Below are 26,502 nucleotides of genomic sequence, written 5' to 3' on the forward strand. Positions count from 1 at the left end.
GTGACCGTTGCCCCGCGTACCGGCCACTACCTCGACCGGCCTTCGTCGGGCGGCCTGGTGGACGTCATCGACCTCGTCCTGGACAAGGGCCTGATCATCGACGCCTACGTGCGGGTCTCCCTGGTGGGCATCGAACTGCTGACCATCGACGCACGCATCGTGGTGGCCAGCGTGGACACCTACCTGCGCTTCGCCGAGGCCGTCAACCGGCTGGAACTGGCGGAGGACACGAGGAAGGGACTGCCGGAGCCCGTGCAGGACGCGCGCCGGGACGGTGCCCGGCACAGGACCCGCGGCGCGCTCGAAGATGTGAAGGACACGACCACCGACGTGGGGGACCGCGTCCGCGGACGCGGCGACGAGCAGGAGGAAGCGGAGGAGGCGGCGCAGCGGCGGCCCGAACGGCGGCCGCGGCCCGCCGCGACCCGGAGGGAGCGTGACTCATGAACGCCACCGGTCCGCCGGACCGGGCCGCACCGGTGTGCTACGTGTACGGCGTCGTCCCGGCCGGCACCGCCGAACCGCGCGACGTCGAGGGCGTCGGCGACCCGCCGTCACCGGTGACCCTGGTGCGGCACCGCCGGATCGCCGCCGTGGTCAGCGAGATCGACGGCGGCCGGCCGCTGGGCACGCCCGAGGACCTGCTCGGCCACGCGCGGGTCCTGGACTCGTTGGCGGCCGCGCGCACCCCCGTCCTGCCGCTGCGCTTCGGCGCGGTGCTGAGCGGTGTCGACGCGGTCGCCGACGGCCTGCTCGAACCGCACGAGCAGCGGTTCCTCGCCGCGCTGGAGGACCTCTCCGGCCTCGCGCAGTTCACCGTCCGGGGGACCTACCGGCAGGACGGGGTGCTGCGGGAGATCCTCGCGGAGCGCGCGGACATCGCCCGTCTGCGCGAGGACGTCGCGGGCCTGCCCGAGGACGCCGGCGGCAACCAGCGGATCCAACTCGGCGAACTCGTCTCCCAGGAGCTGACCGCCCGTGCCCAGGCCGACACGGAGCACCTGATGGAGGCTCTGGGGCCCCTGGCCGCGAAGGCCTCGCACTCCGCCGCCACGCCCGATCAGCCCGTCCACGCCTCCTTCCTCGTCGCCGACGACCGCTGGAAGGAGTTCGAACACGCCACCGAGGACCTCGCCGCCGCCTGGCGCGGGCGGATCGACGTGCGCCTGCTCGGCCCGCTGGCCCCGTACGACTTCGCCTCCGGGATCGTCGACGCGCCGGGGCAGGAATCATGGGACTGATCACCGTACCGCTGGCCCCGCCGCTCGCCCCCGTCCGCGGCGTCGTGCGGGTGGCCGAGCAGCTGGACGAGCAGGCCGGGCGGGAGCTGAGCGCCCTCGTCGTCGTCTCCTGCGGCCGAAGGGGTCGCCACCACCGCGGCCGCGTCGAACGGGAGGACCAGCCGTGAGCGATCTGACCCCCTGGCAGGGCGGCGGAGCCCTGCCGACGGCGCCCCGGACCGCCGGGCCGCCCCAGTCGGCGAACCTCGCCGACCTGCTCGAACGCGTCCTGGACAAGGGCATCGTCATCGCCGGTGACATCCGCATCAACCTGCTGGACATCGAACTGCTGACCATCAAGATCAGGCTGCTGGTCGCCTCGGTCGACCGGGCCCGGGAGATGGGCATCGACTGGTGGGAACACGACCCGTCGCTGTCCTCCGGCGGCCGCGACCTCGCGGCGGAGAACCGGCGCCTGCGCGAGCGCCTGGGAGAACTCGAAGCCGCCCGCACCGAGGCGGCGCTGGAAGCCGACGAGCAGACCGGAGCCGACGAGGACGCCGAGGCCGAGGAGGACACCGAGGCCGACGAGGAGGCGGCACCGGAGGCCGAGCGTCCGAGGCGGCCTGCCCGGCGTCCCGCCGCCCGCTCCTCCGCCGGCCGTTCCTCCGCCGCCCGCTCGTCCACCGCGAGGGCCGCCGACGCGGCACCGGCCCGCCGCAGGAGGACGCCGCCATGACCGCCCGCTCCCACACCTGGCTGTACGCGGTGGCCCCGGGCGACGCCGACCCGGCCGCCCTGACGGGCCTCGGCGGCGTCGCCGGTGAGCACCCCCGGCTGATCGACGGCGGGGGCCTCGCCGCGGTCGTGGGCACGGTTCCGGGCTCCGACTTCGACGCCCCCGCCCTGCAGCGCCACCTCGAAGACCCACGCTGGCTGGAGCAAGCGGTCCGCGCCCACCACCGGGTCATCGACACCCTCGCCCGCGCCGGGCACACCCTGCCCGTGCGCTTCGCCACCCTCTACCGCGACGACCGGCGCGTCCTCGGCCTGCTGGAGGAGCACCGCCGCGCGTTCCGCGCCGCCATCGAGCGCGTCGCCGACCGTACGGAGTGGGGCGTCAAGGCCTACCTCGACGCCGCCCACGACCACGACCGGCAGGAGGACGACGCCGGGGACGACCCCGCACCCGACCGGCCCGGCACCGCCTACCTGCTGCGGCGGAGGGCGGCCCGCGACCGTACGGCGCAGGTGCTGGAGGACGCGGTGGAACGCGCCCGGCGGGTCCATCAGGCACTGAGCGCCTTCGCCGGCGAGGCCGCCGAGCACCCGCTCCAGCCACCGGAGGCGACCGGCATCCGCGATCCGATGCTCCTCAACGGCGCCTACCTGGTGGACCGGTCCCGCGCGGACGAGCTGGCCCGCCTCGTCGCCGACCTCCGGGACACCCACGCCGGGGTGCTGCGGGTGGAGCTCACCGGGCCCTGGCCCCCGTACTCCTTCGTCGACCTCCCGATCGCCGCGGATGAGGAGTGAGCGCCGTGTCGTACCCCGTCGAGCCTTCCACGGTCCTCCAACAGCGCAACGTGGCCCTGGTCGACCTGCTCGACCGGGTGCTGGCCGGCGGCGTCGTCATCGCGGGCGAGATCACCCTGTCGATCGCCGACGTCGATCTGGTGCGGATCAGTCTGCGCGCGCTGATCGCCTCGGTCCGCTCCGCCACCGCAGCCCCGGACGGGGCCCTGCCGTGAACGGCCCGCCGCACGACCGGACGCCCGGAGCCCCCCGGCCGGACCCCACGGCGGGGCGCCGGGTCCCCCTGGACCCGGAGACGGTCGGGCGTGACCTCGCGTCCCTGGTCCTGGCGGTCGTGGAACTGATCAGACAGCTGATGGAACGCCAGGCCCTGCGGCGGATCGACCAGGGTGACCTCAGCGAGGAGCAGATCGAGCGGATCGGCCTGACCCTGATGGCGCTCGACGACCGCATGACGGAGCTGCGGGACCGGTTCGGCGTCACCCTCGACGACCTCAACCTCGACCTCGGCCCGCTCGGTCGGTTGCTGTCGTCCGACTGACGCACCGGCATCGGCGGCGACGGTCACGGTCAGCCGTCAGCCATGACCCTCGGCCGCAAGCCGCCTCCCGGCCGATGCCGGTCGGCCGGGAGGCGGTCCTCCCTCGGTGGCGGGGCGGCGGTCAGTGCTTCAGGGCGTCCTTGGCCTTGCGGCCGGCCTGGAGCGTGTCCCCCTTGACCTGTTCCGCCTTGCCCTTCATCGTCAGGCTCTCGTTGCCAACGGCCTTCCCGGTGGCTTCCTTCGCCTTGCCCTTCACGGTTTCCGCGGTGTGTTTGATCTTCTTGCCCGCGCCCATGTCGTCCTCCTCACCAGCTCGGTCTTCCCTGCTGCGTCTGCCCCGCTGCGGCGGGTTCATGCCCGGGATCCGGCGGGTGATGGGCGGCGGGCCGGCCGGCAGGGGGCCGACGTCCGGCGGGCCGAGGGGAGGTGTCACCGGGGCCGGGGGCAGGTGCACCTTGGACGGGGGCGGGGCAAGGTCCGGCGTCGTTTGGCGGGCGCGGCACCGGGGTAGCCGGTGGAGTCCCAGGCGCCCCGCCGGGTGCCTCCGATCCCAGAAGGTGGCCACCATGGATGCGCGCGAAGGCCGCGATCCGGCCGACGCCCTCCGCACACCCGAGCGGTCCGAGGGCGGCGGCCCGGCTGCCTCCCGCCCGCCGGGCGCACCGGACGACGACAGCGGGGAGCAGGACGATGCGGAGACCTACGCCGTCCTCGGCGACGACTGAGCGGGCAGCGGGTGCCGCCCTCGGTGCCTGCGCACAGCCCTCGCGTGCCGCCCGGCGACCGGCCCACCACCGGCCCGGCCGCCGCTGGCCGGGCGTCGGCCACGGCGCCCGGGCCGCCCGTTTCCCGGGCCAGGCCTGGGTACGGGCAGCCGCCTGAGCGCGGCCCCCAGTGGGCCCGCGCGTGTGGGGCCCGGTCCCGCCGTCGTGGTCGTGCTGGTGGCGCCGGCGGTGTCGGCGATGCCGGGCGGCATGATCATCGTCCCCGTCCGACCGGCTCCGCGGGCGGCAGGCCGCCCGCACCGACCGCTTGGCGCCGCCCGTGCGGGGTAGGCGCGCGGCACGGACGACTCGGACCCCGAGCGGGCGATCGCGCCGCCGTCGGCGCGGAGCCGCGGGAGCGGCAGCCACGCCAGGGCGTCCGGAGCCGCCCGGAACGGCCGCCGACGGAAGGAAGAAGCCGTGAAGACAGCGAAGCGCTACCGCCTGGTCGCCGCCGACCCGTACGGCGACATCGTGCTCACCGCCACCGGGGCGATGGGCAGCCAGGACACCCAGGTCTACGTGGACGACTCCGGCGCCGTCCGGGCCGAGATCGACGGCGACGGCGAGATCCGGACGATCACCACCACCCTCGCCCTGGGCCGCCCGGTCCGCGCCGAACCGCTGGACTGAGCACCCCCCGACCCGGTCGTCCTCGCCCCGTGGGCCTCGCCGCCCGCGGGGCGAGGACCGCGTCACGGCTGGGAGGAGGACCCTCGTCCACCCGCGCGTCCCGCCTCCCGTGCCAGGTCACCGCACGCATCGTTGCCCGCCCTCTCCCGCGCCGTTCCGGGCGTGACACCGAGCCGCCGTGTGCGCGGCCGGCCGGGCCTCAACCCGAGTGCCGGCCCGGGCTCTCCGCAGGCCCGCGGCGGGCTCCCCGCGGTGCCGGGCGCGCGCCCGCGGCGGGCTCCCCGCAGTGCCGGGCGACGGCCGCGGCGCGCCCGTGCCGATGGGGCGCCGGATCAGGGCGGACGATCCGGCATGGCCCCGGGGACACCGGGTACCCGCCGACGTCCGGGGGCGCGGGCGCCCGCGCCCCCGGACCCGAGCCGACAACCCCGGTACCCCGGAGGAGACCATGACCCACCACACCAAGGTCCTCGCGATCGTCACGAACTACGGCGTCGAACAGGACGAACTCCTCGTCCCCGTACGGCACCTGCGGGAGAACGGCGTGCAGGCCGACATCGCCGCGCCCGACCGGGACGAGATCCGCACGCTCGTCCGGGACAAGGAACCCGGCGAGACGGTCCGCCCGACCCACACCCTCGACGAGGTGGACGCCTCCGAGTACGAGCTGCTGCTCATCCCGGGCGGCACCGTCAACGCCGACACCCTCCGGCTCCGCCAGGAGGCCGTCGACACGGTGCTCGCCTTCACCACGTCCGGCCGCCCGGTCGCCGCCATCTGCCACGGCCCGTGGCTGCTGGCCGAGGCCGGCGTCGCGTACGGCAAGCGGCTCACGTCGTTCCCCTCGCTGCGCACCGACCTCGCCAACGCCGGCGCGACCTGGGCGGACGAGCCACTGGTGACCGACGACGCCAACGGCTGGCGGCTCGTCACCTCCCGCAACCCGGACGACCTCGAACACTTCCTGCACGGCATCGACGGCGCGCTGCGCTCCAGGGCCGAGGCCGTCGGCCCGCGCTGATCCGCACCCGGCGCCGACCCGTACGGGCGGGCCGCGGGGCGGACGGGCTCAGGGGGAGTGCCGGTGCCCGGACGTGTCGTGGCCGGTGACGTGGTCCCGCAGGGCGGCGATCGCCCCGGCGCCGGGAGGCAGCCCCCAGACCTCCGCGCCCGCCGCCTGCGCGCCCGCCGCCTGCGCACCCGGGGCCTGCGCACCCGGCCGCCTCGCCCGGGCCTCGCCCATGCGGCGGTCGCACCGTCGCAGCTCCTCGGGCGCACCCCGGGCGCGGAGGGCGGGGAACAGCTGTTCCTCCTCACCGCGCAGGTGGGCGCGGAGCACGACGACCATCGCGGCCGTCGCCCGCCGGCGCTCGGCGGCGGACAGCCGGGTGTCGTCCGCCCGGTCGAGCAGCCGGCGGATCGCCGCGTGGGTGCGGCCGGCGGCCACCGCCAGCGCGGCACCGGCCGGGAGGCACCGACGGACCAGCGGGTACAGGTACGCCTCCTCGGCCACCATGTGGGGTTCGAGCAACTGCCGCAGCAGGGCCACCAGCCGCACCCCCTCGTCCCCGGCGGTGCCGCCGTTCGCGGTGCCGCCGCGCGCGGCGACGCCGTCCAGCTGCCGCAGCAGCGCCTCGATGGCCCGGTGCTCGGCGAACAGCCGGCTCGGGAAGCCTTCGGCACCGTTCATCTCGGTCTCCGTCGCTCCAAGGTGCGGGAAGCGGTTGAACGCAGGCGTCTTCCCGCTCCGCGCCGGGCCAACCGTCCGGCCGCCAGGGCCGCTCAGGCCGCCATGACGCGCAGGGTCTCCAGGGAGCCGTCCGCGGCGTCCGGGACGACCATCCCGGCCGCGACGCCCGAGCGCAGGTAGTCGACGACCGCGTGGTCGAGCCGCTCGCCGGGCAGCGCCGCCGGCACCCCCGGCGGGTAGGGGGTGAGGATCTCGGCGGCGATCCGGCCGACCGCCCGCGCCACCGGCACCGCCTCGGTGGCGGCGAAGAAGGCCTCACGCGGCGCCAGCACCTGCTCCAGCCGCAGCTCGGCCGGGTCGGGGACGTCGATCACGGCCGTGGGCCGGAGCTCGCCGATGTGGTCGACGAGGTCCCGGAGCCCCGCGACGAGGGCGCCCAGCGTGGCACGGTCGTCGGCGTGGCTCAGCTGCGCGCTGATCCGGCGGTGGTCGGCCAAGTGCAGGTCCATCCGGTGGTGGGCGAGCAGCCAGTCGGCGGCCTGGTAGCCGTCGGTGCCCAGCGCGGCCAGGTCGATCACCAGCTGGAGGGGGTCGAAGTCCGCCGCGCGGTGCAGCGCGCAGAACTCGGACCGGCCGTAGAGCCGCAGTCCGGGGATCAGGTCGATCCGCTGCCGGGTGGTGGCGGCCATCCGCAGGGCGTGGTCGTACAGTTCACGGCCGTGCTCGACCATCTGGCGCCGCCAGCCGTCCAGGGCGGCGTACACCAGCACGGACGGGCTGGTGGTGCCGAGCAGGTCGGCCCGCGCCTTCAGCTTCGCCGGGTCGACGAGCTCGCCCTGCAGGTGGTAGACCGAGCTCTGCTCCAGCCCGGCGCCCATCTTGTGCACCGAGGTCACGCACAGGTCGGCGCCGACGTCCATCGCCCAGGCCGGCAACCGCGGGTGGAACGGCAGATGGGCACCCCAGGCCTCGTCCACGATCAGCGGCAGTCCGCGTTCGTGGCAGACCTGGACGGCGCCGGCGAGGTCCGCGCAGCCGCCGTACGGGGTCGGGCTGGTGATGAGGGCGCCGGCCGCCTCCGGATGCCCGGCGAGGGCCTTGGCGAAGGCGCGCGCCGACGGCGGATGGGCGAAGTGCAGCTCCGGGTCCCACTCCGGGTCGACCCAGACGGGGCGGACGCCGGAGAGGATGAGCCCGGAGGCGACCGACTTGTGCACGTCACGACCGATCAGCAGGCTCTCCCCGGGCCCGGCCACGGCGAGCATGGCGGCCTTGACGGAGAGTGAACTGCCGCAGGTGGAGAAGTAGGTGCGGTCCGCGTGGACGGCGTCGGCCATCAGCTCCTCGGCCTGCTGGAGCACCTTGCCGGTCGACCGCCGGTCGTCGAGCCCCGCGGTGGCGAGGACGTCGGCCCGGAACAGGTCGTCGCCGAGGACGGCCCTGACCCGGGGATCGGCGCCCCGGCCCTGCTTGTGGCCGGGCGGTGTGAACGACAGCCGGCCCTCCTCGTGGTAGTCGGCGAGCGCTTCGAGGACGGGTGCGTGTGAGTGGTCCATGCCGGGCGGCTGCCCGGACGCGGTGCCCGGAAACTCGGCCGGACCGGCCCGACCGGCCGGCTGGTCAGGCCCGTGCGCGCACCCGGCAGGACGACGGGCGGGCGGCGGGGCCGGCGGGCGCCCCCCGGGCCGGCGGGGGGGGGGGGGGGGGGGGGGGCGGCCGCCGCGCGCCCCGCCGCCCCCGGCCGGGGGACGTTGGCCGTCCCGGCGGTCGTTCCGGAACCGGGACGTACCGCACGGATGCCCCGGATCGCCGAGTGCAGTCCTGGCGGCGGCGCGTTTGGCCGCGGACCACACGGGGACACGCCCGGCCGGCGGGGAAAGGCCGCCGCGGACGGACGGGGTCGGACGACGCCGGCGCCCCGGGCTGCCCGGCCCGCCCCCCGGGCTCCGGCCCGCCGGCAGCCCCGGCCCCACCCGGGCTCCGGCCCCCAGGAAGGGACACCACCGTGCACCAGGACCAAGACCTGTTGGACCAGCTCACCGCCGACCACCGGTCGGTGCTGGTCCACTTCAGCGAACTCAGCGGCCTCCCCAGCGGGGACCCCCAGCGCAAGGACCTGGCCGACCTCGTCACCGACCAACTCGTCCGCCACGCCCGCGCGGAGGAAGAACACCTCTACCCCCTCGCCCGCGACCGGCTGGCCGACGGACCGGCCGTGGTGGAGCGCGAACTCGCCGACCACCGTGCCGTGGAGGCACTGCTGGAGGAGCTCCGCCCGGCCAAGGCCGACTGGCCCGGCTTCGACCGCCTGATGGCCCGCCTCGTCGAGGAGGTCACCCGGCACGCCGGCGAGGAGGAGGCGCGGCTCTTCCCGGCCGTGCGCGAGGTCACCACCGAGTCCGAGCGGAGCCTGCTGGCCGTCCGTGCCCGCGAGACCAAGCAGCTCTCGTCCGGGCGCCCCGAGCACCAGCTCCCGGCCGCCCGCCGCGCCGACCACCTGCCGCCGCCCGAACGCTCGCTCGGCCAGCGGCTGCGCGACTTCCTGACCCCGGGCGGTCCGCACTGACCCCGGCGGAACGGTCAGCACCCGATGAGAGCCCGAACCACCCACCCGGCGGAACGGCCCACCCCGGCGGCCGAGGGGCGCGCCGCGGCCGTGGAGGGGCGCACCGCGGCCGTGGAGGGGTGCACCCCGGCGGCGGAAGGGCCCACCGTCCGCCACCCGACAGGCCGTCCGCCCGCCACCGCAGGGGTGCGGCGGCGCCCGCGGACCGGACGAACCGCGCACGCCGACCGAGGAGGACGGCCATGACACCGGAGCCCTCGGCGAACCCCTGCTGCGTACCGGCCGCACCCTGCTGGGTGAGCCTGCTCAGCCGGGACGTGCTCGCCGCCGAGGCCTTCTACGGCCCGCTGCTGGGCTGGACCTTCCGCGCGGTACCCAGCCCCTGGGGACGCCTGGTGCACGGCGTGCTCGACGGCACGGTCGTCGCGGGCCTGGCCGAAGTCGCCCGCCGCTGGGAGTTCCCCGTCGCCTGGACCACCTACTTCGGCACCGAGGACGTCGACGACGCCGCCGAGCGGGTGCGCTCCGGCGGCGGGACCGTCGCCGTCGGACCGCTCACCCTCGACGGCGGCCGGATCGTCCTCGCCGCCGACGGCCAGAACGCCGCCTTCGGGCTCTGGCAGGCGCCGGCCCGCCCGCCCCGGCGGCTGTGCGGCCCCGGGGCCCCGGTCTGGACCGAACTGCGCACGTACGACCCGTTCGCCGCCGCGCTCTTCTACGGCCGCGTCTTCGACTGGGACGCCCGGGACCCGAACCGGTACGAGGTGCGCTACGAGCACGACCGGGTCGTCCTGCGGATCGACGGACGGGCCGCGGCGGCGGTACGCGGCGGCGGCGTCGAGGGCGCACCGGAGCCGGCGCTGCGACCGCGCTGGCACGTGTACTTCGAGACCGCGGACGTGGACCGCTCCACCGAGGCGGCCGTCCGGCTGGGCGGCCGGATCGCCGCCCCACCCGCCGATTCCGCCTACGGGCGGGTCGCCGCCGTCCACGACCGCGAGGGCGGCCTGTTCCACCTGGTGTCCGGCCCGCCGCCCGGAACGTGAACCCCGGTTTCCCGCCGGGCGAGCGGGGCAGCCGAGCGGTGTCGGGCCCGGGAACGGGCCCACCGCGATCGCGGAGGTGCGCTGTGCGGGAACGAGTCGACCGGATCGCCGACCCCTGGGGTGACCGCACCCCCTACGGCCCCGGTGAGCCGTGGCCGGTGCGGGTCGACGCCTTCCTGGAACCCGGCCTCGACGCCGACCGGGTGGAGCGGTGGGTGCGCACGGCGTCGCTGCTGCACTCCAACGGCGACGCGATGGACATCGCCGTCCACGACGGCCGGATCGTCGGGGTCCGGGGGCGGGCCGGGGACCGGGTGAACCGGGGGCGGCTGGGGCCCAAGGACCTGTTCGGCTGGCAGGCCAACCGCTCCGCCGACCGCCTCACCCGCCCGCTCGTGCGCCGCGGCGGCCGACTGGTCGAGACCGACTGGGACACCGCGATGAGCGCGGTGGTCGAGCGGTCGCGGCACCTGCTGGGCGAACGCGGACCGGGTTCGATCGCCTTCTACACGAGCGGGCAGCTGTTCCTGGAGGAGTACTACACCCTGGCGGTGATCGCCCGGGCCGGCATCGGCACCAACCACCTGGACGGCAACACCCGGCTGTGCACCGCCACCGCCGCCGAGGCGCTGAAGGAGACCTTCGGCTGCGACGGCCAGCCCGCCTCCTACACCGACGTCGACCACTGCGACACGCTCGCGCTGTTCGGCCACAACATGGCCGAGACCCAGCCGGTGCTGTGGATGCGCGTCCTGGACCGGCTGGAGGGCGCGGGCCCTCCCCGCCTGCTCTGCGTCGACCCGCGCCCCACCCCGGTCGCCCGCCGGGCCGACGTCCACCTCGCCCCGCGCGCCGGGACGAACGTCGCTCTGCTGAACGGGCTGCTGCACGAGGTCATCCGCACCGACCGCGTCGACCGCGACTTCATCGAGCGGCACACCGTCGGCTTCGACGAGCTGGCCGAACGGGTCGCCGGCTGCACGCCGGACTGGGCCGCCCGGATCTGTGACGTACCGGCCCGCCGGATCGAGCAGGCGGCCGAACTCCTTGGCGGTGCCGAGCGGTTGCTGTCCACCGTGCTCCAGGGCGTCTACCAGTCCCACCAGGCCACCGCCGCCGCCTGCCAGGTCAACAACCTCCAGCTGATCCGCGGCATGCTCGGCAGACCCGGGTGCGGCGTGCTGCAGATGAACGGCCAGCCCACCGCCCAGAACACCCGCGAGTGCGGTGCCGACGGAGACCTGCCCGGCTTCCGCAACTGGGAGAACGACCGGCACGTCGCCGACCTCGCCCGGGTGTGGAACGTCGAACCGTCCAGGATTCCGCACTACGCGCCGCCCACCCCCGCGATGCAGATCTTCCGGTACGCCGAGCAGGGCTCCGTCCGCCTGTTGTGGATCGCCGGCACCAACCCCGCCGTCTCGCTCCCGGAACTCCACCGCATCCGCGACATCCTCGCCCGGGAGAGCCTGTTCACCGTCGTCCAGGACCTCTTCCTCACCGAGACCGCGCAGCTCGCGGACGTGGTGCTGCCCGCCGCCACCTGGGGCGAGAAGACCGGCACCTTCACCAACGCCGACCGCACCGTCCACCTCTCCGAGCAGGCCGTCCACCCGCCCGGCGAGGCCCGGCCGGACCTGGACGTCTTCCTCGACTACGCCCGCCGCATGGACTTCCGCGACCAGGACGGCCGCCCGCTGGTGCACTGGCACGACGCGGAGTCGGCCTTCAGGGCGTGGCAGGAGTGCAGCCGCGGCCGGCCGTGCGACTACACCGGCCTCGGCTACGCGAAACTGCGCGGTGCGAGCGGCATCCAGTGGCCGTGCACCGACGAGGCGCCCGACGGCACCGAACGGCTCTACCCCGACGGCCCCGCCTGGGCCACGCCGGACACCTGCGAGACCTACGGCAGGGACCTGGTCACCGGCGCCTCCGTGTCCGAGACGGAGTACCGCGCCCTCAACCCCGACGGGAAGGCCGTGTTGAAGGCCGCCGAGTACCTGCCGCCCCACGAGGACACCAGCGACGAGCACCCGCTCCAACTCACCACCGGCCGCACCCTCTACCACTTCCACACCCGCACCAAGACCGGCCGCACGCCGCAACTGGACGCCGCCGCCCCCGACGTGTGGGTGGAACTCTCCGCAGCCGAGGCCCGGGCCCGGCACCTCGGCGAGGGCGACCTGGTGGAGGTGCGGACACCCCGCGGATCGGTGCGGGGCCGGCTCAGGGTCACCGGCATCCGCGACGGCATGGTGTTCCTGCCCTTCCACTACGGCTACTGGGACACACCGGCGGGGCACCGTCCGGGCGAGGACGGCGGACGGGCCGCCAACGAGACCACCATCACCGACTGGGATCCGGCCTCCAAACAGCCGCTGTTCAAGACCGCCGCCGCCCGGATCGCCCTCGTCGCCCGCGCCGACGGCGACCACGCCCCGGCGCCGACCACCACGGCCTCCGCCCCCGCCGACCCGGCCTCCGTACCACCCACCACCGGCGGCCCGGACGCCCTGGCCACCCAGACCGCCGAAGCCCCGGAAGGAGACGAACGGTGAGAGGCGTCGCCGCCACCCTCCGCGCCCTCCACGACGGCGAGCGCCGTCTGGAACAGGAACTCCTCGCCGTGGCCGAACGGCACCGCGCCGACCACGAGGTCCATCACGTGGCCGTCGACGTCGCGCGCTGGTCCGGCGAACATGCCCGCCGGATCGCCGAGGCCGCCCGGGACCACGGGCTCGACCTGTCCGACCCTGCCCCCGCCCCCGCCGGCGCCCTCGCCGCCGCCTCCGCCCCCGGCCCGGCCCACCTGCCGGGGGAGGAGCCCGCCCCGGCGCTCGGCGCGCTCGGCCACCGGCCCGAACCCGGCCTGCTCCTGCTGAACGACCTGCGGGACCTCCACCTCGCCGCCACCGCGAACTCCCTCCACTGGGAGATGCTCGCCCAGGTCGCACAGGCCACCGGCGACACCGCGCTGCTCGCCCTCGCCGGCGACTGCCACCCCGAGACGCTGCGCCAGCTGCGCTGGACCAACACGCTGGTCAAGACCCTCGCCCCGCAACTGCTCGGCAGCATCTGACGGGTCCCGCCGCCGGTGCGGGCGACGCATCGGCGTGCGGGGTCACTCGGTGAGCGTTCGAAGGCCCGTCAGCGGGGCGGTCATGGCCGGCCGCGTGGAGGTACGGGGGCCGCCGTCACCAGCGGTACCACCGGCTGCGGGCGCCGCGACCGCCCGTGGTGAAGACGAAGCCCAGGAGCCACAGCACCAGGACGGCGAGCGCGACCCACCACAGCACGTGGAAGGCGAAGCCCGCACCGCCGAGGATGAGGGCGAGCAGCAGGACGAGTACGAGAAGGACCACGGGGATCAGCCTCCATGGGTGGCGGGATGTTCGGATCCGGCGTGTGCCCACTCCTGCCCGGTCCATACGCGGGCCCGGTCCATGCGCGGGCCTGATCCATGCGCGGGCTTGCTCCGCCAACGCACCGGCCGGTGGCAGCCCGCCCGTGGCGGGCCGTCCGGTGCGCCTCACCTTCTCGCAGCCGTGTGGATCGGCCTCATCGGCCCCGGCGGCCTCAGCGGCGGCGGCTTCGACTTCGAGGTCGCGCCGGGCGGCCCTGCCCCGCGGCCAGACGCCGGTGGATCACCATGAGGTCGAGCGCGGCGATCCCGGCGAACCCGGTGCACACGGCGGCGAAGACGGCGTACGTGTCCCCGTTCGGCGCCGGTCCCGGACCGGCCGCCGCGGCCAGCACGGCGAAGGCCACCGCCCCGCACACGAACAGTGCCAGGAAGATCCGGGACAGCAGTCTGCGCAGCTCCAGATCCGTGCGCGCGGTCACCGGCTCGGTACCGCGACGCACCGTCTCCTGCGGGCGCACCTGGGGCATCGTCCTGCCCGGTCCCTCCGGGGTGTGCGGGAAGTCGTGGCGCTCGCCCCCGCGGCGGGCACCGTGCCTCCAGCCCGGTCTGCGCTGAACAACCATCACTGCCCCCAGACGCTCGTGGTCGGCTCCGGAGCCCGGCGTCTACCCTGATCGGCCGCCACGACACCCGCGGCGCGGAGGCGTGCGGACACCGCCGCCCCCATGCGTCCGACGACACGGCGTCCGACGACACGCAATCCGACGACACACGGTCCGACGCACGCAGGCGAGCGGCCGGACGCCGGACACGGAGTGTCGTGGCGTCCGGCCGCGGTCCCTCCCCTTCCCCTCCCGGAAAGTACGGTCACCCGGCGCGCGGGACCTGCTGCGACGTCCTGGGTCGTCACGGGACGTCAGGCGGCCCGGTCCTGCGCCTGGCGCGGCGTCAGGCCCACCGTCCCGGTGTAGGCCGCGACCGGGTAGGCGATCACCATGGGGTGGACCGGATGGCCGCGATGGTGATCTCGCTGTCCACGGTGCTCACCGCTGCTCTTCGTCGCCGCGCTCGTACGGCGGGTCGTCCGCGGGTGGCTCGGGATCGTGCCACTCCTCGGCCCGGGTCGGATGACCCGACCTGACCTGCCCTTCGACCTCCTTCTTCCGTGCGTCGTCCAGCATCGGACCCGACTTGCTGCTCCCTCGATCGGGACGCTTCATCGTGACCTCCGTTCGACGGCTCCGCTCCTGGGCGGCTGCCCGCCGGCCCGGCCGGCAAACCCGGCGCCCGCGCCCCCCGAGCCCGGCCCGGCGGACGACCGCCGGCGCGCGGCGCGCCACTGCGGAAGGCGCCGACAGCGCGCCGAACGGTGACGGCGGCACCGTCGCGCTGCCGCCCGGAACGGGGCAGGACGACGGTGCCGCCGGCTGGTGCCGCCTCTTCTCAGGACTCAGGGGTGGTCGGGGCTCAGGGGTGGTCGGGGCTCACTGGTGGACGGGGGCGGGCACGGCGGCGACCACGGGCTCGCGCGCGGGGGAGCGGCGTTCGAGGGCGGCGGACCAGAGGGCGAGGGCGAGGGCCGCGGCGGCGAGGACGGCGCCGACCCAGTTCGGGGCGGTGTAGCCGAGGCCGGCGGCGATCACGATCCCGCCCAGCCAGGCCGACAGGGCGTTGCCGAGGTTGAAGGCACCGATGTTGACCGCCGAGGCCAGCGTGGGGGCGCCGTGCGCTTGGTCCAGCACCCGCTTCTGCAGCGGCGGGACGGTGGCGAAGCCGAGGGCCCCGACGAGCAGGATGGTCACGGCGGCGAGGATCTTGTGGTGCGCGGTGAAGGTGAACAGCGCCAGCACCACCGCGAGGCCGCCGAGGCTGGCGTACAGCATCGGCATCAGCCTGCGGTCGGCGAACCTGCCGCCGACCAGGTTGCCGAGGAACATGCCGACGCCGAACAGCACCAGCAGCCAGGTGACCGCGCCGTCCGAGTAGCCGGCGACGTGGGTCATCATCGGGGCGATGTAGGTGATCGCGGCGAAGACGCCGCCGAAGCCGAGCACCGTCATGGCCATGGCCAGGACGACCTGGACGTTGCGGAAGGCGGCCAGCTCCCGGCGCAGGTGGGCGCCCTCGGGGCGGGGCAGGTCGGGCACCAGCCGGGCGATCCCGAGCAGGCCGACCACGCCGAGCACGGCGACCACCCCGAAGGTGGTGCGCCAGCCGACGGCCTGGCCGATGAACGTGCCCAGCGGCACGCCGACGATGTTGGCGACGGTCAGCCCGGTGAACATGGTGGCGATGGCACCGGCCTTCCGGTCCGGGGCGACCAGGTCGGCGGCGACCACGGAGCCGATGCCGAAGAACGCGCCGTGGGCGAGCGAGGCCACGATGCGTCCGGCGAGCATCACGCCGAAGCTCGGCGCCAGCGCGGAGAGCAGGTTGCCGACGGTGAACAGGCCCATCAGCAGCATCAGCATCGTCTTGCGGCCGGTTCTGGTGCCGAGCACCGTCATCAGCGGCGCGCCGAGGACGACGCCGACGGCGTAGCCGGTGACGAGCAGCCCGGCGGTGGGGATGGACACCCCGTAGTCACCGGCGATCTCGGGCAGCAGGCCCATGACCACGAACTCGGTGGTGCCGATCCCGAAGGCCCCGATGGCCAGGGCGAGGAGCGCGAGAGGCATGGCGCAGTCCTTCGTGCGTAGCGTTGTCAGTGCGTCTTACAAGCTTCGACAATAGTTGCGTGCGCGGGATATGTGCAAATGCGGGCATTCATTCATCGCCGTCCTTGGTTGGCCGGGGCTGGGGGCCTCGATGGCGCCGTCCGTGGGCTTGGGCCTGCCCCGCTCCCCACGCTGCGCTTGCATGCGCGCTATGTGCGCTTTAGGTGGTATTTCCGGAGAGGGCTTACCCTGGTACCCATCGCCCCCGGAAGGAGAGCCCGCGCCCATGACCGCCACGGACCCCGCGCTGACCGCCCTCGCCAACGGATGGGCCGCCCTCTCCCTCCTCCACGGCCGGATCGAGGCGCACATCGAACGGGCGCTGCAGTCCAAGCACGACCTGAGCGTGCGCGAGTACTCGCTGCTCGACGTGCTCAGCCGCCAGCACGACGGGGTGGGCGGGCACCTGCAGATGAAGCAGGTCGCCGACGCGGTCGTCCTCAGCCAGAGCGCCACCACCCGCCTGGTCACCCGCCTGGAGGACCGCGGCCTGCTCGCCCGCTACCTCTGCCCCACCGACCGCCGCGGCATCTACACCGACGTCAGCGACGCCGGCCTGAAGCTCCTCGCCGAAGCCCGGCCGACCAACGACACCGCCCTCCGCGAGGCGCTCGACGAAGCCGCCAAGAACCCCGAACTGGCCCCCCTGGTCGAGGCGGTGGAAGCACTGAACGCTCCGCCGACATTCCGACACCCCTGACCGATCCGCAGGATTCTCCGCGCCATGCGCTTCCCTCCCCGGATGAGTGGCCGGTCTTCGCACGCCTCGACAGTGGAGCCCCCTGGGAGCTCACGAGTGCTGCTCGGCGGAGTTCATCAACCGGATGCCGACCGACCAGAGCGTCGTTGGGTCACCTGTCCTGCCTTGCTCAACCCGCCGCGTGCCCTGGTTGAAGGGTCACCATGCTGATCGTCGTCCCGGAGGTTGACCGCCGGCGCAAGCTCCGGCCGTTGCGGAAGGCGTTGACGGCGCTGCAAGTGTGGTGATCTTGACCGCGCGTCTGTCAGCGGCAGATCCGGCTCTGGTCCACTTCTTGTAGTGCGGCCGCGCAGGGTAGCCATTGGATGATCCGGAGGGTTTGAATCTTGAGTCAGAACGGCGGGTCTTCGCTGTAGCCGCCTTCCCAAAACTCGCGTGCGGCTCTGAGGCGGGCGTAGTGCTCGCGGGCTGCGATGTCGGACGCGTTCTCCAGGCTGCTGGTGTCGTGACCCCAAGCGTTCAGTGCGTCCAGGACGCGGTCTCGGTGGTATCGGTCGGTGCTGGTGGCCAGTAGACGTCGGGCGTGTTCGGCCAGATCGGCCTGGTGTTGGGTGAGGAGGGGGTGCTCTGTGAGGGGGATGGCAGCGACAAGGGCGGTGTGGCGCACGTTGGCGTCGTCATGACCGAGGAAGGGGTGAACAGCGGAGTGGATTGCCGGGCGCGCGTCCCGAAACGCCCGCATCTGCTCGTCGTGGATTCCCTCACCGTAGAGGCGTTCGTCGATGGCCACGCACTCGTCGTTGGCGTCGTAGGCGGTGTCGCCGAGCCAGTCGAGCAGCTGCACGAGAGTCGGGCGGTTCGGTGTCTCGGCGTCGGGGTTGTCGTCGCCCGCCGTGATGGCCGGATGGTTGAGGATCGCAGCGACGTAGAGCGCCACTGGGACGGTGGCCTCGTAGATGCTGTTCTGGTGAGTCACGGGCCTCAGCGCATCGTGGAGAGCAGACTTCCTGATGACCGGGTCGGCGTCGATAAGGAGTGTCAGTGCCGCTGGCAGCGCCTCGCCCGTTCCGCAGGCTGTGGCGAGCGACGCCCAGTTCGTGCTGTCCAGCAGTGTTTGAAAGGAAGGGAGGGTGGCGGGGTGAGGCTGCTGGTGGTGGCTGCTGCTGTGGGTCACAGGCTGAGGCTATTGCGTCGACAAGTCAGTGTTGGACGCAGGTGTCACGTGTAAAGCTGGACACGTTTGCGGAGGAGCTCAAAGCCTGCGCGACCGAACATCTGGCGCTTCAGCATCTTGATCCGATTGACATGGCCTTCGACGACCCCGGAGTTCCACGGCAGCGAGAGTCCAGCAGTGACAGCATCGAGATCGCGTTCCAGGTGCCGGGCGAATCGTTGGAGGCTGGGCGGGTCGGCGTTGGTCGCAGCCTCGATCCATGCCGGAAGCTGGTGGCCTTGCAGCTGAGTCAGCATGTGGGCGAAGGAACGGACGTGCCCGGCGAGTGCGTCCAGTTCGGGGCAGTTTGCCAGTACGACCTTGAGCTGGAGTCGGTCGCCCTCGGCCAGGGCCTCGGGGTGGGTAAGGATCCAGCGGGTGACGGCGCGAGCGGCTGGCGGCCGGGGGCCGACCGGCTGGGGCTTGCCTCGTAGATTCCGGCTGACGTAGGCGCGAACGGCCGTAGCCGTCCGGGTAGCCCTATTCTTTGATCTCCACCCACAGCTTCCAGGCGTTGGTGCAGCCATCCTGCCATCGCTCGTCGACGCCGCCATGGGTTTTCGGTCCCTTGGTGGTCAGTACGTTCCGGCCGCCCACTCCGCCCGGTAGTCAGGGTGTTCGGCGTACGACTGCGCGAGCACGCGGAGGGCGTACCCGAGTCCGGGGAAGCGGGCGTCGGAGGGGTCCATCGCCTCGTAGTTCCGCGCCAACATGTCGACCAGGTCAAGCATCGGCAGGTGACTGTCGAGCAGGGCATCACCTCCGAAGCAGTCTGCCACGTAGGCGTAGGCATGGTTGTCCGCCTCATAACGGGCGTGAAGGAACTTCAGGAGGTCGTCCACGAGATGAGTGTCCTCCACTCTTGGGGCCGATCAGATCAGTCTGCACCTCTGCAGGAGGGCCGATTCTCACACCTTGGCGGTCGCGAGATCACTCGAGCGCGGCCAGCGCCTCGTCCGAACAACGCCGGTTCCTTGCCTCGTCAGGAATCCGCTGCATGACTTCCTTGAGTTCGGCGAGGCGAAGGGATGCCGAGGGGAGGGGCCGTACGATGCCGCCTTCGTGCCGCGCCGGCAGAAACCGGTGATCGTCCGGGACGACCGGTTCGCGTCGGCGGGGGAGGCTTGTCGGCCTCAGGTGGTCATGCCTCCGGCAACCACCTGCGAATGCTCGCTCGACTTGCCGCTGTTGGGCGATTACGAGCACTCCCAGAAGAAACGGCCTTCGCGATGGTCGGGGCTGACGAAGCCGTAGCCGTAGCCGTAGCCGAAGTTGAGGAAGTACGGAGCCTCGTCATCGGGTGCGTCGCTGATCTTGAAGAGGAACTGCCAGGGGGCCTCGACCCGCGCGTAGTGGTTGGAGTAGCAGGCGGTGCCGCCGACGTAGTCGTGCAGGTCCTCGCCGTCGGGCATCTCGACGTCGGGCCCCTCGCCCCGCCTGCTGCGCTCGAACGCCGCCTGCTCGTCGATCGAGCGGTCGATCTCAGCGGGAACGGACTGCAGGTCGACATGCCACTCGACCGGGATCTCGGTTTCGTCCGGGCCCCAGCGCCAGAGCGTCCGGCCCTGGGTGCCCGGCGGTCCGACGGCAGCGAAGGAGGGGATGCGGCCGTCGGGCTGGACGAGCAGGATGGCGTCGCCGGCCTCCGGGTTGGTCCCTCCCATGATCAGGTCCTCCTCGTCGAGGAAGAGGTAGGCCAGGCGGAGTTCGTCTCCTGGGATCGGGAACTGTCCGATGAACACCAGCGGGCGCCCGGTGGACGGGTCCACTGGCCAAGTGGGCTCGGCCAGCCATACGGGCTGCCCGCCGAGCTTGGCCACCGGATCGGAGATCGGCTGCTGGGCGACCCTGAGGGTCATCTGCTGGCGCGGCAGGAAGGCGGCGTCGTACGGCCCCGCCGCTTGCCCAGTGGGGCGCGTGATCATGGGTGGACCCTATGGCACGCCACTGACCGGCAGCTCTGCGGATGCTGCCCGGTGAACGTGAGCGGGCGGGTTCCGACTGCAGGCAGGGCGGGAGCACTGATCCAAGGACGCGGCCCGTGCGGCCGAGAACTGCCGTCCCGGCCACCCGGAGAAGGACGGCCGGGGTGCCGTGCCGAGTGCGCGACGGCATCGGTGTCAGTGATGGGCGGGACGAAGGGTGTGAACCGGTCGCTGGATTAAAGGGGTTGGCCGGCCGAGACCCGGCTGGTAGCGTCTGGGCAGCCGTGAGAGAACGCGAGGAGGTGAGACCCATGACGCTGTACGCAGGTGGGTGCTCCCCCTTGTCCGTCACGGTGGGCGATTGACGAAGGTGTCGCCGGGAGCGCCTCGGACAAGGCACTCCTGAGAGGCAACACCCATGAACTCCGTTCATTCCACCTCGGGCACCGGCGAGCACGCGGTCGTCGTCACCCGGGTTTCCGACACGCAGTGGCAGGCCGTGGAGGACGACCGCTTGATCGGCCGCGGCGACGCCTCGCGCCGGCCCGACGGGCGGCTCTTCGTCAGCATCGACGCGTGGCACGGCGCGGTCTTCGACCGCATCGCCGACGCCGTGCTGGCGGACCTGCCGACACCGCTGTACACCGTGGTCGACGAGGCCGACCAGGACTCGACGTCCGCCTGGGAACGGGCCGGCTTCACGGCCGAGCGCCGCGAGCGGGGCTACCTCGTGCCCACCGACCCGCAAATCACGGGGCTCGGCGCGGTGCGACCCCCGGCGGGGGTGACCATCGTGCCCGCCGGTGAGGCGGAGCAAGGGCCGCTGCGCGCCCTGGACCGCGTCGTCCGGGACGAGGTCGAGGCCGCCGTCGGCTGGCGGTCGATGCCGGCCGAGGTGCTGCCGTGCCCGGTGGGAACCACCGTGCTCCACCCGTCGAGGTACGTGGTGGCGCGGCAGTCGGACGAGTACCTGGGACTGGTCCGGGTGGCGCCGCTGCCCCGGCAGCCACGGATCGGGTTGATCGCCGTCCGGGCCGACCGGCAGCGCCGGGGCATCGCCCGGGCGCTGCTGGCCCACGTGCTGGGTTCGCTGCACCACTCCGGGACGGACTCGGCGTGGGCCGAGGTGGACGAGTCCAACCCGGCGGCCATCGCCCTGTTCGAGGGCATCGGGGCCCGGCGCGCGGGCAGCACCCTGGAGCTCGTCCGCCGCTGACGCTCCGCCACACGGCACTTTCTTATTCCCACCGACCACACCGTCACCGTACGGAGAAGTGAGAGACCATGACCAAAACAGCAGGGGGCATCGAAGTCGAAGGCACCGTCACCGAGTGCCTGCGCAACGCCACCTTCAAGGTGGAGCTCCAGAACGGGCACACCGTGCTCGCCCACATCAGCGGCAAGATCCGGAAGAACTACATCAAGATCCTCCCGGAGGACCGGGTGCTCGTGGAGCTCAGCCCCTACGACCTCACCCGCGGCCGGATCCGGTACCGCTACCGGTAGCAGCGGAAGGAGCGGCCGACGCGGGCCCGACGCCCGGCGCCACGTAGGGGCGTGCCCGCTCGTGCTGTGGGGCGCAGAGCACCGGTGCGGCCGGGATGAGACCCGGCGGCACCCGGATGCCGTGTCAGCACGGAACCCGTACCGGGCCTCCTGGACGGGCCGCCCTCGGGCGCGCCCGTACCGGAGGCCCGGTACGGCGTCTTCGCCCACCCTCAGCACCCCGGCCTGGACGTCGGACCCGACCCCCGTTCGCAGGGCACCCTCACCGCCTACCGCCCGCCCCGCCCGCATCGGCCCGCACCGGCTCAGGGCTCGGCGAGGGCGTAGCGGATGAGCTCCTCCGCCGTCATGATGGCACCCGACTCGTGCGCGTGCTCGTGCTCCGCGTCGGACATCCCGGCCCGAAGCCTCTGTCGGAGCGCGTGCAGCGACGGCAGCTCCACGGGGGCGGGGTGTCGTCCGGTCCGCTCCCGCAGGGGTTCCACCCCGCCCAGCAGGAGCGCGGCCCGCTCCGGGCGTCCGGCGTCGGCCTCCTGACGTGCGGCGGTGGTGAGCGCGTCCACCGCGGGCATCCACAGTCCCGCCTCCAGGCACTCCCGCAGGACGGCGGCCAGCCACCGCGCGCCCGCCCGGCGGTCACCCGCCGCACCGAGGTTCCGGGCGTGCTGCGACCGGCGGCACACCAAGGCGAACAGGTCGTCCGCCCCGGCCGTGTCCCGCAGGGCGGCCTCGGACAGAACCACGGCCCGCGCCGCGTCACCGGCGTAGTAGGCCACCTCCGCCTGGGCCCAACGCGCGACCGCCGTCGGCGTGGTGGCGCCGGCGGCCACCAGCACCTCCTCGGCCAGGTCCAGCTGCGCACGGGCGCGGTCCAGCTCGCCGAGGCCGCAGTGGGCGATCGCCAGCGCGGTGCGGACCTGTGCCCCGGCGGACCGGGTGCCGTGCTCCAGGACCGGCGGCAGCACGGCCTCCGCGATGGCGACGGCCTCCGCCGCGCGGCCCTGGAGGCAGCGGACGACGGAGAGTTGGGCCAGGGCCTCCAGCCGGAGGCGGGCGTCGCCGCAGCCCTCGGCGAGACGGGCGGCCTCGGCCAGCCTGCTCGCCGAGTCGTTCAGGTCGACGCCGAAGGAGATCATGCCCGCCGCGTACTGCACGCGCCGGGACGCCTCGGGAGGCAGGGGCGGCGCCAGCCGGGCCAGCGCCCGCCCGACCCAGTGCAGTCCCTCGCGCGGAAGCGCGGCCCACAGCCACGCCGTGGCGCCGACCAGGTCCGCGCCCAGCAGCAGGTCGCCCGGCAGTAGGTCGCCCGGCTGCAGGTCGCCCGGCATCGGACGGTCCGGCACCGGATGGCTCGGTACCGAAGCGGCCAACGCCGCCTCGGCGGTGGCGGGTTCACGGGACCCGAGGGCCCAGTCGAGGCAGGCACGCAGGTTCGGCAGGTCCCGCCGCAGCGCGGCCCGGAGCCTGACGTCGCTCCCGTCGGACACCCTCTCCTCGACCCGGGCGGCGAAGTCCCGGTAGTACCCGGCGTGCCGGCGTCGCACCTTCTCGGGCCGGTCCGCGTCGGCGGCGGCCAGCCGCTCCGCCGCGAACTCCCGTACGGCGCTCAGCAGCCGGTAGCGCGCCGGGTCGGCGTCGGGCTCCGCCACCAGCAGCGAGCGGTCGACGAGGTCACGCAGCACCGGGCCCACCCGGCCCGCACCGGCGCCGTGCCCGTCGACGTCCTGGCCCTGCGTGTCCTGCTCCTGCGCGTCACGCCCGCCGAGCACGGCCCGGGCGGCCTCCGCGGTGAAGCCGCCCGCGAACACCGACAGCCGGGCGAAGACGTCGCGCTCCTCCTCGGTCAGCAGCCGGTGGCTCCATTCGATCGCGGACCGCAGCGAGGCGTGCCGGGCCGGGCGGGCCCGGCGCCGCGCGAGGAGCTCCAGCTGCTGGTCCAGCCGGGCGGCGACCTCGGCGACGGGCAGCGTCCGCAGTTGCGCGGCGACGAGTTCCAGTGCCAACGGCAGCCCCTCGGTGGCCCGGCAGATCCGGGCCACCGGGGGCGCGGTCGCCGCGGTGACGGCGAACGCCGGCACCTGCGCGGCGGCCCGGTCGGCGAGCATCCGGCCGGCCGCGGACCGCAGGACCTCCTCGGCGCAGTCGGTCGCGGGCAGGTCCAGCGGCTCGACCAGGCGCACCGTCTCGCCGGGCACCGCCAGCGGCTCCCGGCTGGTGGCGAGGACGCGCAGCCCGCGGCAGCGGGTCAGCAGGGAGTCGACCAGGTCGGCGCACGCCTCCAGCACGTGTTCGCAGTTGTCGAGCACCAGCAGGGTGTCCCGGGTCGCCAGGCCCGCGGCCACGGCGTCGAGGAGCGGTCGGCCGGGTCCGGCGGGCAGCCCCAGCGCGGCGGCGACGGCCGCGGGGACGAGACCGGGGTCGGTCACGGCGTCCAGCTCCACCGGCCAGACGCCGTCCCGCACTCCGACGGCGACCGCCTCGGCGGCGGCGAGCGCCAGCCGGGTCTTGCCGACGCCGGGCGGGCCGACCAGGGTCACCAGCCGTCGTCCCGCGAGCAGCTCCTGCAGGTCCGCCAGTTCCGCGTCCCGGCCGAAGAGCGGAGCGCGTACGGGGGCCGGCGTCGGGCCGGCCGGAGGGACCGCCGCCGTGGCCGGGTCGATCGTCGCGACCGGGAGCAGCGCGGGATCCTCGGTCAGCATGCGCTGGTGCAGTTGCTGGAGCGCGGCGCCCGGCTCCACGCCCAGCTCGGCGGCGAGCACACGCCGCGCGTCCTGGAAGACGGCCAGCGCCTCCGCGGTGCGGCCCGCCCGGTGGAGGGCGAGCATCAGCAGCCGGTACGCGGACTCCCGCAGGGGGTGGGCGTGGACCACCGCGCGGATCTCGGCGACCAGGTCCGGCCTTGCCCCGATGGAGAGTTCGAGGTCCAGGCACTCCTCCAGGACCGCCAGCCGGTCCTCGGCCAGACGCGCCGCCTCGGCCTGCAGCGGCTCCGACGGCAGCCCGTCGAAGGCCGGCCCGCGCCACAGCCCGAGCGCGGCCCGCAGCCGCGGCGCCGCCTCGGCCGGCCGCTGCCCGGCCGCCGCCGCCCGCCCTTCGCGAACGAGCCGCTGGAACATGCCGAGGTCGGTCTCCACGGCGTCGGCGCAGAGCCGGTAGCCGGCGCCCTGGGTGTCGATGAGGGTCGGACCCGAGGGGTCGCCCGCGGCGAGGGCACGGCGGAGCGTCGACACCATGGCCTGGACCTGGGCCCGGGCGGTGGCCGGCGGTTTCGCGTCCCACGCGGTGTCGGTCAGCCGGGCCACGGACACCGGCCGCCCGGGGTGCAGCGCGAGGACGGCGAGTACCACCCTGGCGCGGCCACCCGGCAGGGCGACGGGACAGCCGCCGTCGACCGCCTCCATCGGCCCGAGCACCCTCAACTCCACGTCCAGCCCCCGTTCCCCCCGGTGTGCCCCTCCGTAGCCACCTCGGCGGACGGCCGTGGCATCGCCCGCCCGGGTGGCATGTTCAAGTCATAGCAGACGCGGGGCGGATCGATGGCGGAGCGCGAAAGAGTCGTCCTGCACGCACGGCACGGCCGAGCCGCGCCCGGCTGATGGGGCGACAGGGCCGAAGGGACGGCGACGCGATCAAATCCGGCGGCGGCGACACTGAGCTCGTTGGCCCCGCTGAGCGCGATTGCCCCGGGTGTGCCGACCAGCGGCGGGCCGGCTCGGGGCCGTCCGTTGTCGGAGCCCCGCCCAGCATCTGCTCATGAACACCGAGCTGCTGTCCGTCGCCCGGACCGCACTCCCGGCGACTGCCGAGCCCTTCGCGTTCTGGTCAGAGCCGCGCCGGGGATCGGCTCTCTCCGCCTCAGTAACCACGGACGAGGAGGTCGACTCTGGTCTGGGGCCACGTGGTGTGCAGGTAGTGGTCCTCGGCGGCACGCCAGCGCGCGATCCATTCCTCGGGGTCTGCGCCGCGTGCTCGCACGCGGCGCAGACAGAGGTCTCGCGGAGCGTCGACGTAGGCGGTGAAGTGGTAGTAGGGAGCGAGCTCCGGGCGGGCGGAGTAGACCCCTTCGACGATCACTGCGGTGCCGGGGGCGATCTCGCGCCAGCCTCCGAGTTGTCCGGTGGCCCAGTCGTAGACCTGGTACCGGGCGGCCCGGTCGTCCCGCAGCGGGATCAGGACCTCGTCCCGGAGGCGCTCCCAGTCGAAGTAGCGGTGGTAGCCCTGCTCCGCGTCCAGCCGCTCTCGCTCCTCGTCCGGCAGGGGACGGTAGAAGTCGTCGACGTGGACGATGACCGCATCGTCGACTTGCAGGGAGACCGCGGCAGCCAACGTCGTCTTTCCTGACCCTCCCGGGCCGTCGATGGCGACAAGCCGGGTGCCCCCTTGGGCGTGGGCCAGGCGATGGAGGCCGTCGACAACGTCCCCGGCCTTCTCGATCACGTCCACGAGTTGCTGATGCGTCTGCAGCTCGGCGGTCCGTGCGGCGCTCGACAGCACGGCACTCTTGGCCTCCCCGAGGTCGCCCGGGCCGGCTCCCAGGAGCTCCCGCGTGACCAGGACCGCGTCCATGACCCCGGTCCCGAGGTCTCGAAGCAGTCGCTGGACATGTTCCATGCCCTCGTTCTGCTCCAGCAACGGCGCGCACTGCTCGACCAAGGAGGCGAGTCGGGCCACGCGTTCCGGCGCGAGGCCCTGGACGTTCTCGAACATGTGAACTCCTTGGGGGCGAGGTGCAGGGCGGCGACAAACTACTTTCCGCCCGCCCCCGGAGGCCACTTCTTTCCAGGCCCAACGAGGCGGAGCGGTTTGCGGACCGTGGGTCAGCTGCACGATCGGATCGAAGTGCTGTGCACGATGGGCGCCGCGCCGTCGGCCTCGGTCGGGCACCGTGGCCACCCAAAGAAGGGCTCAGATACAGCCGTCCGGCAGGAAATCCTGCGGTTCCAGCCCCTCGAAATGCCCCCTTCTCACCGGCCGGAGCCGAAGATCTTCCTGTCCCTGCCCTACCCCAGCTGCCCGACCTGCCCGGGGCAGATCGACGAGGACGGTCATCGAGATTCGGCGTACGACAGCTGATGGCGCGT

Annotated in this window: 31 protein-coding genes; 18 read left to right on the forward strand and 13 right to left on the reverse strand. The window is 73.9% G+C overall.

The genetic code is table 11. The annotated features are described in order from the left end of the window. From gvpJ to ACFVHB_RS05940, 7 genes are read left to right on the forward strand one after another with little or no spacing between them, the layout of a single operon-like run. Positions 1 to 447, forward strand: coding sequence for a gas vesicle protein GvpJ (gene gvpJ, locus ACFVHB_RS05910; RefSeq protein ID WP_380315720.1), 447 nt, complete (start codon positions 1 to 3; stop codon positions 445 to 447). Next, positions 444 to 1,241: a GvpL/GvpF family gas vesicle protein gene (locus ACFVHB_RS05915; RefSeq protein ID WP_380315723.1), complete on the forward strand. Its 798-nt coding sequence runs from the start codon at positions 444 to 446 to the stop codon at positions 1,239 to 1,241. The genes gvpJ and ACFVHB_RS05915 overlap by 4 nt, the downstream gene beginning before the upstream one ends. Then, positions 1,232 to 1,408 (forward strand): gas vesicle protein GvpG, encoded by a 177-nt coding sequence (locus ACFVHB_RS05920; protein ID WP_380315727.1) that lies wholly within the window; start codon positions 1,232 to 1,234, stop codon positions 1,406 to 1,408. The genes ACFVHB_RS05915 and ACFVHB_RS05920 overlap by 10 nt, the downstream gene beginning before the upstream one ends. Next, the gene (locus ACFVHB_RS05925; RefSeq protein WP_380315730.1) at positions 1,405 to 1,959 is read left to right on the forward strand and encodes a gas vesicle protein; all 555 of its coding nucleotides are present in this window, start codon (positions 1,405 to 1,407) and stop codon (positions 1,957 to 1,959) included. The genes ACFVHB_RS05920 and ACFVHB_RS05925 overlap by 4 nt, the downstream gene beginning before the upstream one ends. Continuing rightward, complete coding sequence (locus ACFVHB_RS05930) at positions 1,956 to 2,756, forward strand: GvpL/GvpF family gas vesicle protein (protein ID WP_380315733.1); 801 nt, start codon at positions 1,956 to 1,958, stop codon at positions 2,754 to 2,756. The genes ACFVHB_RS05925 and ACFVHB_RS05930 overlap by 4 nt, the downstream gene beginning before the upstream one ends. A 5-nt stretch (positions 2,757 to 2,761) precedes the next feature. Then, positions 2,762 to 2,971 (forward strand): gas vesicle protein, encoded by a 210-nt coding sequence (locus ACFVHB_RS05935; RefSeq protein ID WP_380315735.1) that lies wholly within the window; start codon positions 2,762 to 2,764, stop codon positions 2,969 to 2,971. Continuing rightward, a complete protein-coding gene (locus ACFVHB_RS05940; RefSeq protein ID WP_380315738.1) occupies positions 2,968 to 3,297 on the forward strand; it encodes a gas vesicle protein K in 330 nt (109 codons plus the stop codon). Before ACFVHB_RS05935 ends, ACFVHB_RS05940 begins: the two co-directional genes overlap by 4 nt. 121 nt (positions 3,298 to 3,418) lie before the next feature. Here the strand turns inward: ACFVHB_RS05940 and ACFVHB_RS05945 are convergent, their stop codons facing one another. Then, positions 3,419 to 3,592 (reverse strand): CsbD family protein, encoded by a 174-nt coding sequence (locus ACFVHB_RS05945; RefSeq protein ID WP_380315741.1) that lies wholly within the window; start codon positions 3,590 to 3,592, stop codon positions 3,419 to 3,421. 271 nt (positions 3,593 to 3,863) lie between these two features. Here ACFVHB_RS05945 and ACFVHB_RS05950 point away from each other — a divergent pair, with 271 nt between their 5' ends. The 3 genes from ACFVHB_RS05950 (at position 3,864) to ACFVHB_RS05960 (ending at position 5,715) form a co-directional block, all read left to right on the forward strand. Further along, the gene (locus tag ACFVHB_RS05950; protein WP_380315744.1) at positions 3,864 to 4,022 is read left to right on the forward strand and encodes a hypothetical protein; all 159 of its coding nucleotides are present in this window, start codon (positions 3,864 to 3,866) and stop codon (positions 4,020 to 4,022) included. 459 nt (positions 4,023 to 4,481) lie between these two features. Next, positions 4,482 to 4,694, forward strand: a complete 213-nt coding sequence (locus ACFVHB_RS05955; RefSeq protein ID WP_380315747.1) for a DUF6296 family protein — start codon at positions 4,482 to 4,484, stop codon at positions 4,692 to 4,694. Positions 4,695 to 5,142: 448 nt separating this feature from the next. After that, on the forward strand, positions 5,143 to 5,715 hold the full coding sequence (locus tag ACFVHB_RS05960; RefSeq protein ID WP_380315750.1) for a DJ-1/PfpI/YhbO family deglycase/protease: 573 nt from the start codon (positions 5,143 to 5,145) through the stop codon (positions 5,713 to 5,715). A gap of 48 nt (positions 5,716 to 5,763) precedes the next feature. On the opposite strand, the gene ACFVHB_RS05965 is transcribed toward ACFVHB_RS05960, so the two are convergent. Beyond that, positions 5,764 to 6,384 (reverse strand): hemerythrin domain-containing protein, encoded by a 621-nt coding sequence (locus ACFVHB_RS05965; protein ID WP_380315753.1) that lies wholly within the window; start codon positions 6,382 to 6,384, stop codon positions 5,764 to 5,766. A 92-nt stretch (positions 6,385 to 6,476) separates the two neighbouring features. Further along, positions 6,477 to 7,940, reverse strand: coding sequence for an aminotransferase class I/II-fold pyridoxal phosphate-dependent enzyme (locus tag ACFVHB_RS05970; protein ID WP_380315756.1), 1,464 nt, complete (start codon positions 7,938 to 7,940; stop codon positions 6,477 to 6,479). A gap of 449 nt (positions 7,941 to 8,389) precedes the next feature. Here ACFVHB_RS05970 and ACFVHB_RS05975 point away from each other — a divergent pair, with 449 nt between their 5' ends. From ACFVHB_RS05975 to ACFVHB_RS05990, 4 genes are all read left to right on the forward strand, one after another. Beyond that, complete coding sequence (locus tag ACFVHB_RS05975; protein WP_380315759.1) at positions 8,390 to 8,950, forward strand: hemerythrin domain-containing protein; 561 nt, start codon at positions 8,390 to 8,392, stop codon at positions 8,948 to 8,950. A 242-nt stretch (positions 8,951 to 9,192) separates the two neighbouring features. Continuing rightward, positions 9,193 to 9,996, forward strand: a complete 804-nt coding sequence (locus tag ACFVHB_RS05980; protein ID WP_380315762.1) for a VOC family protein — start codon at positions 9,193 to 9,195, stop codon at positions 9,994 to 9,996. 83 nt (positions 9,997 to 10,079) lie between these two features. After that, positions 10,080 to 12,554 (forward strand): molybdopterin oxidoreductase family protein, encoded by a 2,475-nt coding sequence (locus tag ACFVHB_RS05985; protein ID WP_380315765.1) that lies wholly within the window; start codon positions 10,080 to 10,082, stop codon positions 12,552 to 12,554. Then, positions 12,551 to 13,075, forward strand: a complete 525-nt coding sequence (locus tag ACFVHB_RS05990; protein ID WP_380315768.1) for a hypothetical protein — start codon at positions 12,551 to 12,553, stop codon at positions 13,073 to 13,075. The genes ACFVHB_RS05985 and ACFVHB_RS05990 overlap by 4 nt, the downstream gene beginning before the upstream one ends. Positions 13,076 to 13,190: 115 nt before the next feature. On the opposite strand, the gene ACFVHB_RS05995 is transcribed toward ACFVHB_RS05990, so the two are convergent. The 4 genes from ACFVHB_RS05995 to ACFVHB_RS06010 form a co-directional block, all read right to left on the reverse strand. Continuing rightward, positions 13,191 to 13,358 carry a hydrophobic protein gene (locus ACFVHB_RS05995; RefSeq protein WP_380315771.1) on the reverse strand — a complete coding sequence of 56 codons (168 nt, stop codon included), beginning with the start codon at positions 13,356 to 13,358 and terminating at the stop codon, positions 13,191 to 13,193. A gap of 214 nt (positions 13,359 to 13,572) precedes the next feature. Next, positions 13,573 to 13,878: a DUF6343 family protein gene (locus ACFVHB_RS06000; RefSeq protein WP_380315774.1), complete on the reverse strand. Its 306-nt coding sequence runs from the start codon at positions 13,876 to 13,878 to the stop codon at positions 13,573 to 13,575. 525 nt (positions 13,879 to 14,403) lie between these two features. After that, positions 14,404 to 14,580 carry a hypothetical protein gene (locus ACFVHB_RS06005; protein WP_380315777.1) on the reverse strand — a complete coding sequence of 59 codons (177 nt, stop codon included), beginning with the start codon at positions 14,578 to 14,580 and terminating at the stop codon, positions 14,404 to 14,406. Between the two features lie 264 nt (positions 14,581 to 14,844). Beyond that, positions 14,845 to 16,038: an MFS transporter gene (locus tag ACFVHB_RS06010; RefSeq protein ID WP_380315779.1), complete on the reverse strand. Its 1,194-nt coding sequence runs from the start codon at positions 16,036 to 16,038 to the stop codon at positions 14,845 to 14,847. Positions 16,039 to 16,303: 265 nt separating this feature from the next. Here ACFVHB_RS06010 and ACFVHB_RS06015 point away from each other — a divergent pair, with 265 nt between their 5' ends. Next, positions 16,304 to 16,777, forward strand: coding sequence for a MarR family winged helix-turn-helix transcriptional regulator (locus tag ACFVHB_RS06015; RefSeq protein WP_380315781.1), 474 nt, complete (start codon positions 16,304 to 16,306; stop codon positions 16,775 to 16,777). A gap of 391 nt (positions 16,778 to 17,168) precedes the next feature. Here ACFVHB_RS06015 and ACFVHB_RS06020 read toward each other — a convergent pair whose 3' ends face one another. From ACFVHB_RS06020 to ACFVHB_RS06035, 4 genes are all read right to left on the reverse strand, one after another. After that, positions 17,169 to 17,951 (reverse strand): hypothetical protein, encoded by a 783-nt coding sequence (locus tag ACFVHB_RS06020; RefSeq protein WP_380315783.1) that lies wholly within the window; start codon positions 17,949 to 17,951, stop codon positions 17,169 to 17,171. 44 nt (positions 17,952 to 17,995) lie between these two features. Next, positions 17,996 to 18,544, reverse strand: coding sequence for a transposase (locus ACFVHB_RS06025; RefSeq protein ID WP_380315785.1), 549 nt, complete (start codon positions 18,542 to 18,544; stop codon positions 17,996 to 17,998). Between the two features lie 21 nt (positions 18,545 to 18,565). Continuing rightward, positions 18,566 to 18,832 (reverse strand): DUF6221 family protein, encoded by a 267-nt coding sequence (locus ACFVHB_RS06030; protein WP_380315788.1) that lies wholly within the window; start codon positions 18,830 to 18,832, stop codon positions 18,566 to 18,568. 354 nt (positions 18,833 to 19,186) lie between these two features. Further along, on the reverse strand, positions 19,187 to 19,915 hold the full coding sequence (locus ACFVHB_RS06035; protein WP_380315791.1) for a hypothetical protein: 729 nt from the start codon (positions 19,913 to 19,915) through the stop codon (positions 19,187 to 19,189). Between the two features lie 418 nt (positions 19,916 to 20,333). On the opposite strand from ACFVHB_RS06035, the gene ACFVHB_RS06040 reads away from it, so the two are divergent. After that, positions 20,334 to 21,131 carry a GNAT family N-acetyltransferase gene (locus ACFVHB_RS06040; protein WP_380315794.1) on the forward strand — a complete coding sequence of 266 codons (798 nt, stop codon included), beginning with the start codon at positions 20,334 to 20,336 and terminating at the stop codon, positions 21,129 to 21,131. A 68-nt stretch (positions 21,132 to 21,199) separates the two neighbouring features. Continuing rightward, positions 21,200 to 21,421: a translation initiation factor IF-1 gene (gene infA, locus ACFVHB_RS06045; protein WP_380315797.1), complete on the forward strand. Its 222-nt coding sequence runs from the start codon at positions 21,200 to 21,202 to the stop codon at positions 21,419 to 21,421. A gap of 305 nt (positions 21,422 to 21,726) precedes the next feature. Here the strand turns inward: infA and ACFVHB_RS06050 are convergent, their stop codons facing one another. Both ACFVHB_RS06050 and ACFVHB_RS06055 read right to left on the reverse strand, forming a co-directional pair. Beyond that, on the reverse strand, positions 21,727 to 24,834 hold the full coding sequence (locus ACFVHB_RS06050; RefSeq protein ID WP_380315800.1) for a BTAD domain-containing putative transcriptional regulator: 3,108 nt from the start codon (positions 24,832 to 24,834) through the stop codon (positions 21,727 to 21,729). Between the two features lie 442 nt (positions 24,835 to 25,276). After that, on the reverse strand, positions 25,277 to 26,128 hold the full coding sequence (locus tag ACFVHB_RS06055) for a uridine kinase (protein WP_380315803.1): 852 nt from the start codon (positions 26,126 to 26,128) through the stop codon (positions 25,277 to 25,279). 105 nt (positions 26,129 to 26,233) lie between these two features. On the opposite strand from ACFVHB_RS06055, the gene ACFVHB_RS06060 reads away from it, so the two are divergent. Next, positions 26,234 to 26,494, forward strand: a complete 261-nt coding sequence (locus ACFVHB_RS06060; RefSeq protein WP_380315806.1) for a hypothetical protein — start codon at positions 26,234 to 26,236, stop codon at positions 26,492 to 26,494. Positions 26,495 to 26,502: the final 8 nt, after the last annotated feature.

It is taken from the genome of Kitasatospora sp. NPDC127111, from assembly GCF_042677465.1.
Taxonomy (GTDB): Bacteria; Actinomycetota; Actinomycetes; order Streptomycetales; family Streptomycetaceae; genus Kitasatospora.

Bases quoted from the DNA above. Each gene is read 5' to 3' on its own strand.
- ACFVHB_RS05915 (WP_380315723.1), top strand. From the start codon at position 444: ATGAACGCCACCGGTCCGCCGGACCGGGCCGCACCGGTGTGCTACGTG.
- ACFVHB_RS05920 (WP_380315727.1), top strand. From the start codon at position 1,232: ATGGGACTGATCACCGTACCGCTGGCCCCGCCGCTCGCCCCCGTCCGC.
- ACFVHB_RS05930 (WP_380315733.1), top strand. From the start codon at position 1,956: ATGACCGCCCGCTCCCACACCTGGCTGTACGCGGTGGCCCCGGGCGAC.
- ACFVHB_RS05945 (WP_380315741.1), bottom strand. From the start codon at position 3,592: ATGGGCGCGGGCAAGAAGATCAAACACACCGCGGAAACCGTGAAGGGC.
- ACFVHB_RS05950 (WP_380315744.1), top strand. From the start codon at position 3,864: ATGGATGCGCGCGAAGGCCGCGATCCGGCCGACGCCCTCCGCACACCC.
- ACFVHB_RS05960 (WP_380315750.1), top strand. From the start codon at position 5,143: ATGACCCACCACACCAAGGTCCTCGCGATCGTCACGAACTACGGCGTC.
- ACFVHB_RS05965 (WP_380315753.1), bottom strand. From the start codon at position 6,384: ATGAACGGTGCCGAAGGCTTCCCGAGCCGGCTGTTCGCCGAGCACCGG.
- ACFVHB_RS05970 (WP_380315756.1), bottom strand. From the start codon at position 7,940: ATGGACCACTCACACGCACCCGTCCTCGAAGCGCTCGCCGACTACCAC.
- ACFVHB_RS05980 (WP_380315762.1), top strand. From the start codon at position 9,193: ATGACACCGGAGCCCTCGGCGAACCCCTGCTGCGTACCGGCCGCACCC.
- ACFVHB_RS06005 (WP_380315777.1), bottom strand. From the start codon at position 14,580: ATGAAGCGTCCCGATCGAGGGAGCAGCAAGTCGGGTCCGATGCTGGAC.
- ACFVHB_RS06010 (WP_380315779.1), bottom strand. From the start codon at position 16,038: ATGCCTCTCGCGCTCCTCGCCCTGGCCATCGGGGCCTTCGGGATCGGC.
- ACFVHB_RS06015 (WP_380315781.1), top strand. From the start codon at position 16,304: ATGACCGCCACGGACCCCGCGCTGACCGCCCTCGCCAACGGATGGGCC.
- ACFVHB_RS06025 (WP_380315785.1), bottom strand. From the start codon at position 18,544: ATGGCGGCGTCGACGAGCGATGGCAGGATGGCTGCACCAACGCCTGGA.
- ACFVHB_RS06035 (WP_380315791.1), bottom strand. From the start codon at position 19,915: ATGATCACGCGCCCCACTGGGCAAGCGGCGGGGCCGTACGACGCCGCC.
- ACFVHB_RS06040 (WP_380315794.1), top strand. From the start codon at position 20,334: ATGAACTCCGTTCATTCCACCTCGGGCACCGGCGAGCACGCGGTCGTC.
- infA (WP_380315797.1), top strand. From the start codon at position 21,200: ATGACCAAAACAGCAGGGGGCATCGAAGTCGAAGGCACCGTCACCGAG.
- ACFVHB_RS06055 (WP_380315803.1), bottom strand. From the start codon at position 26,128: ATGTTCGAGAACGTCCAGGGCCTCGCGCCGGAACGCGTGGCCCGACTC.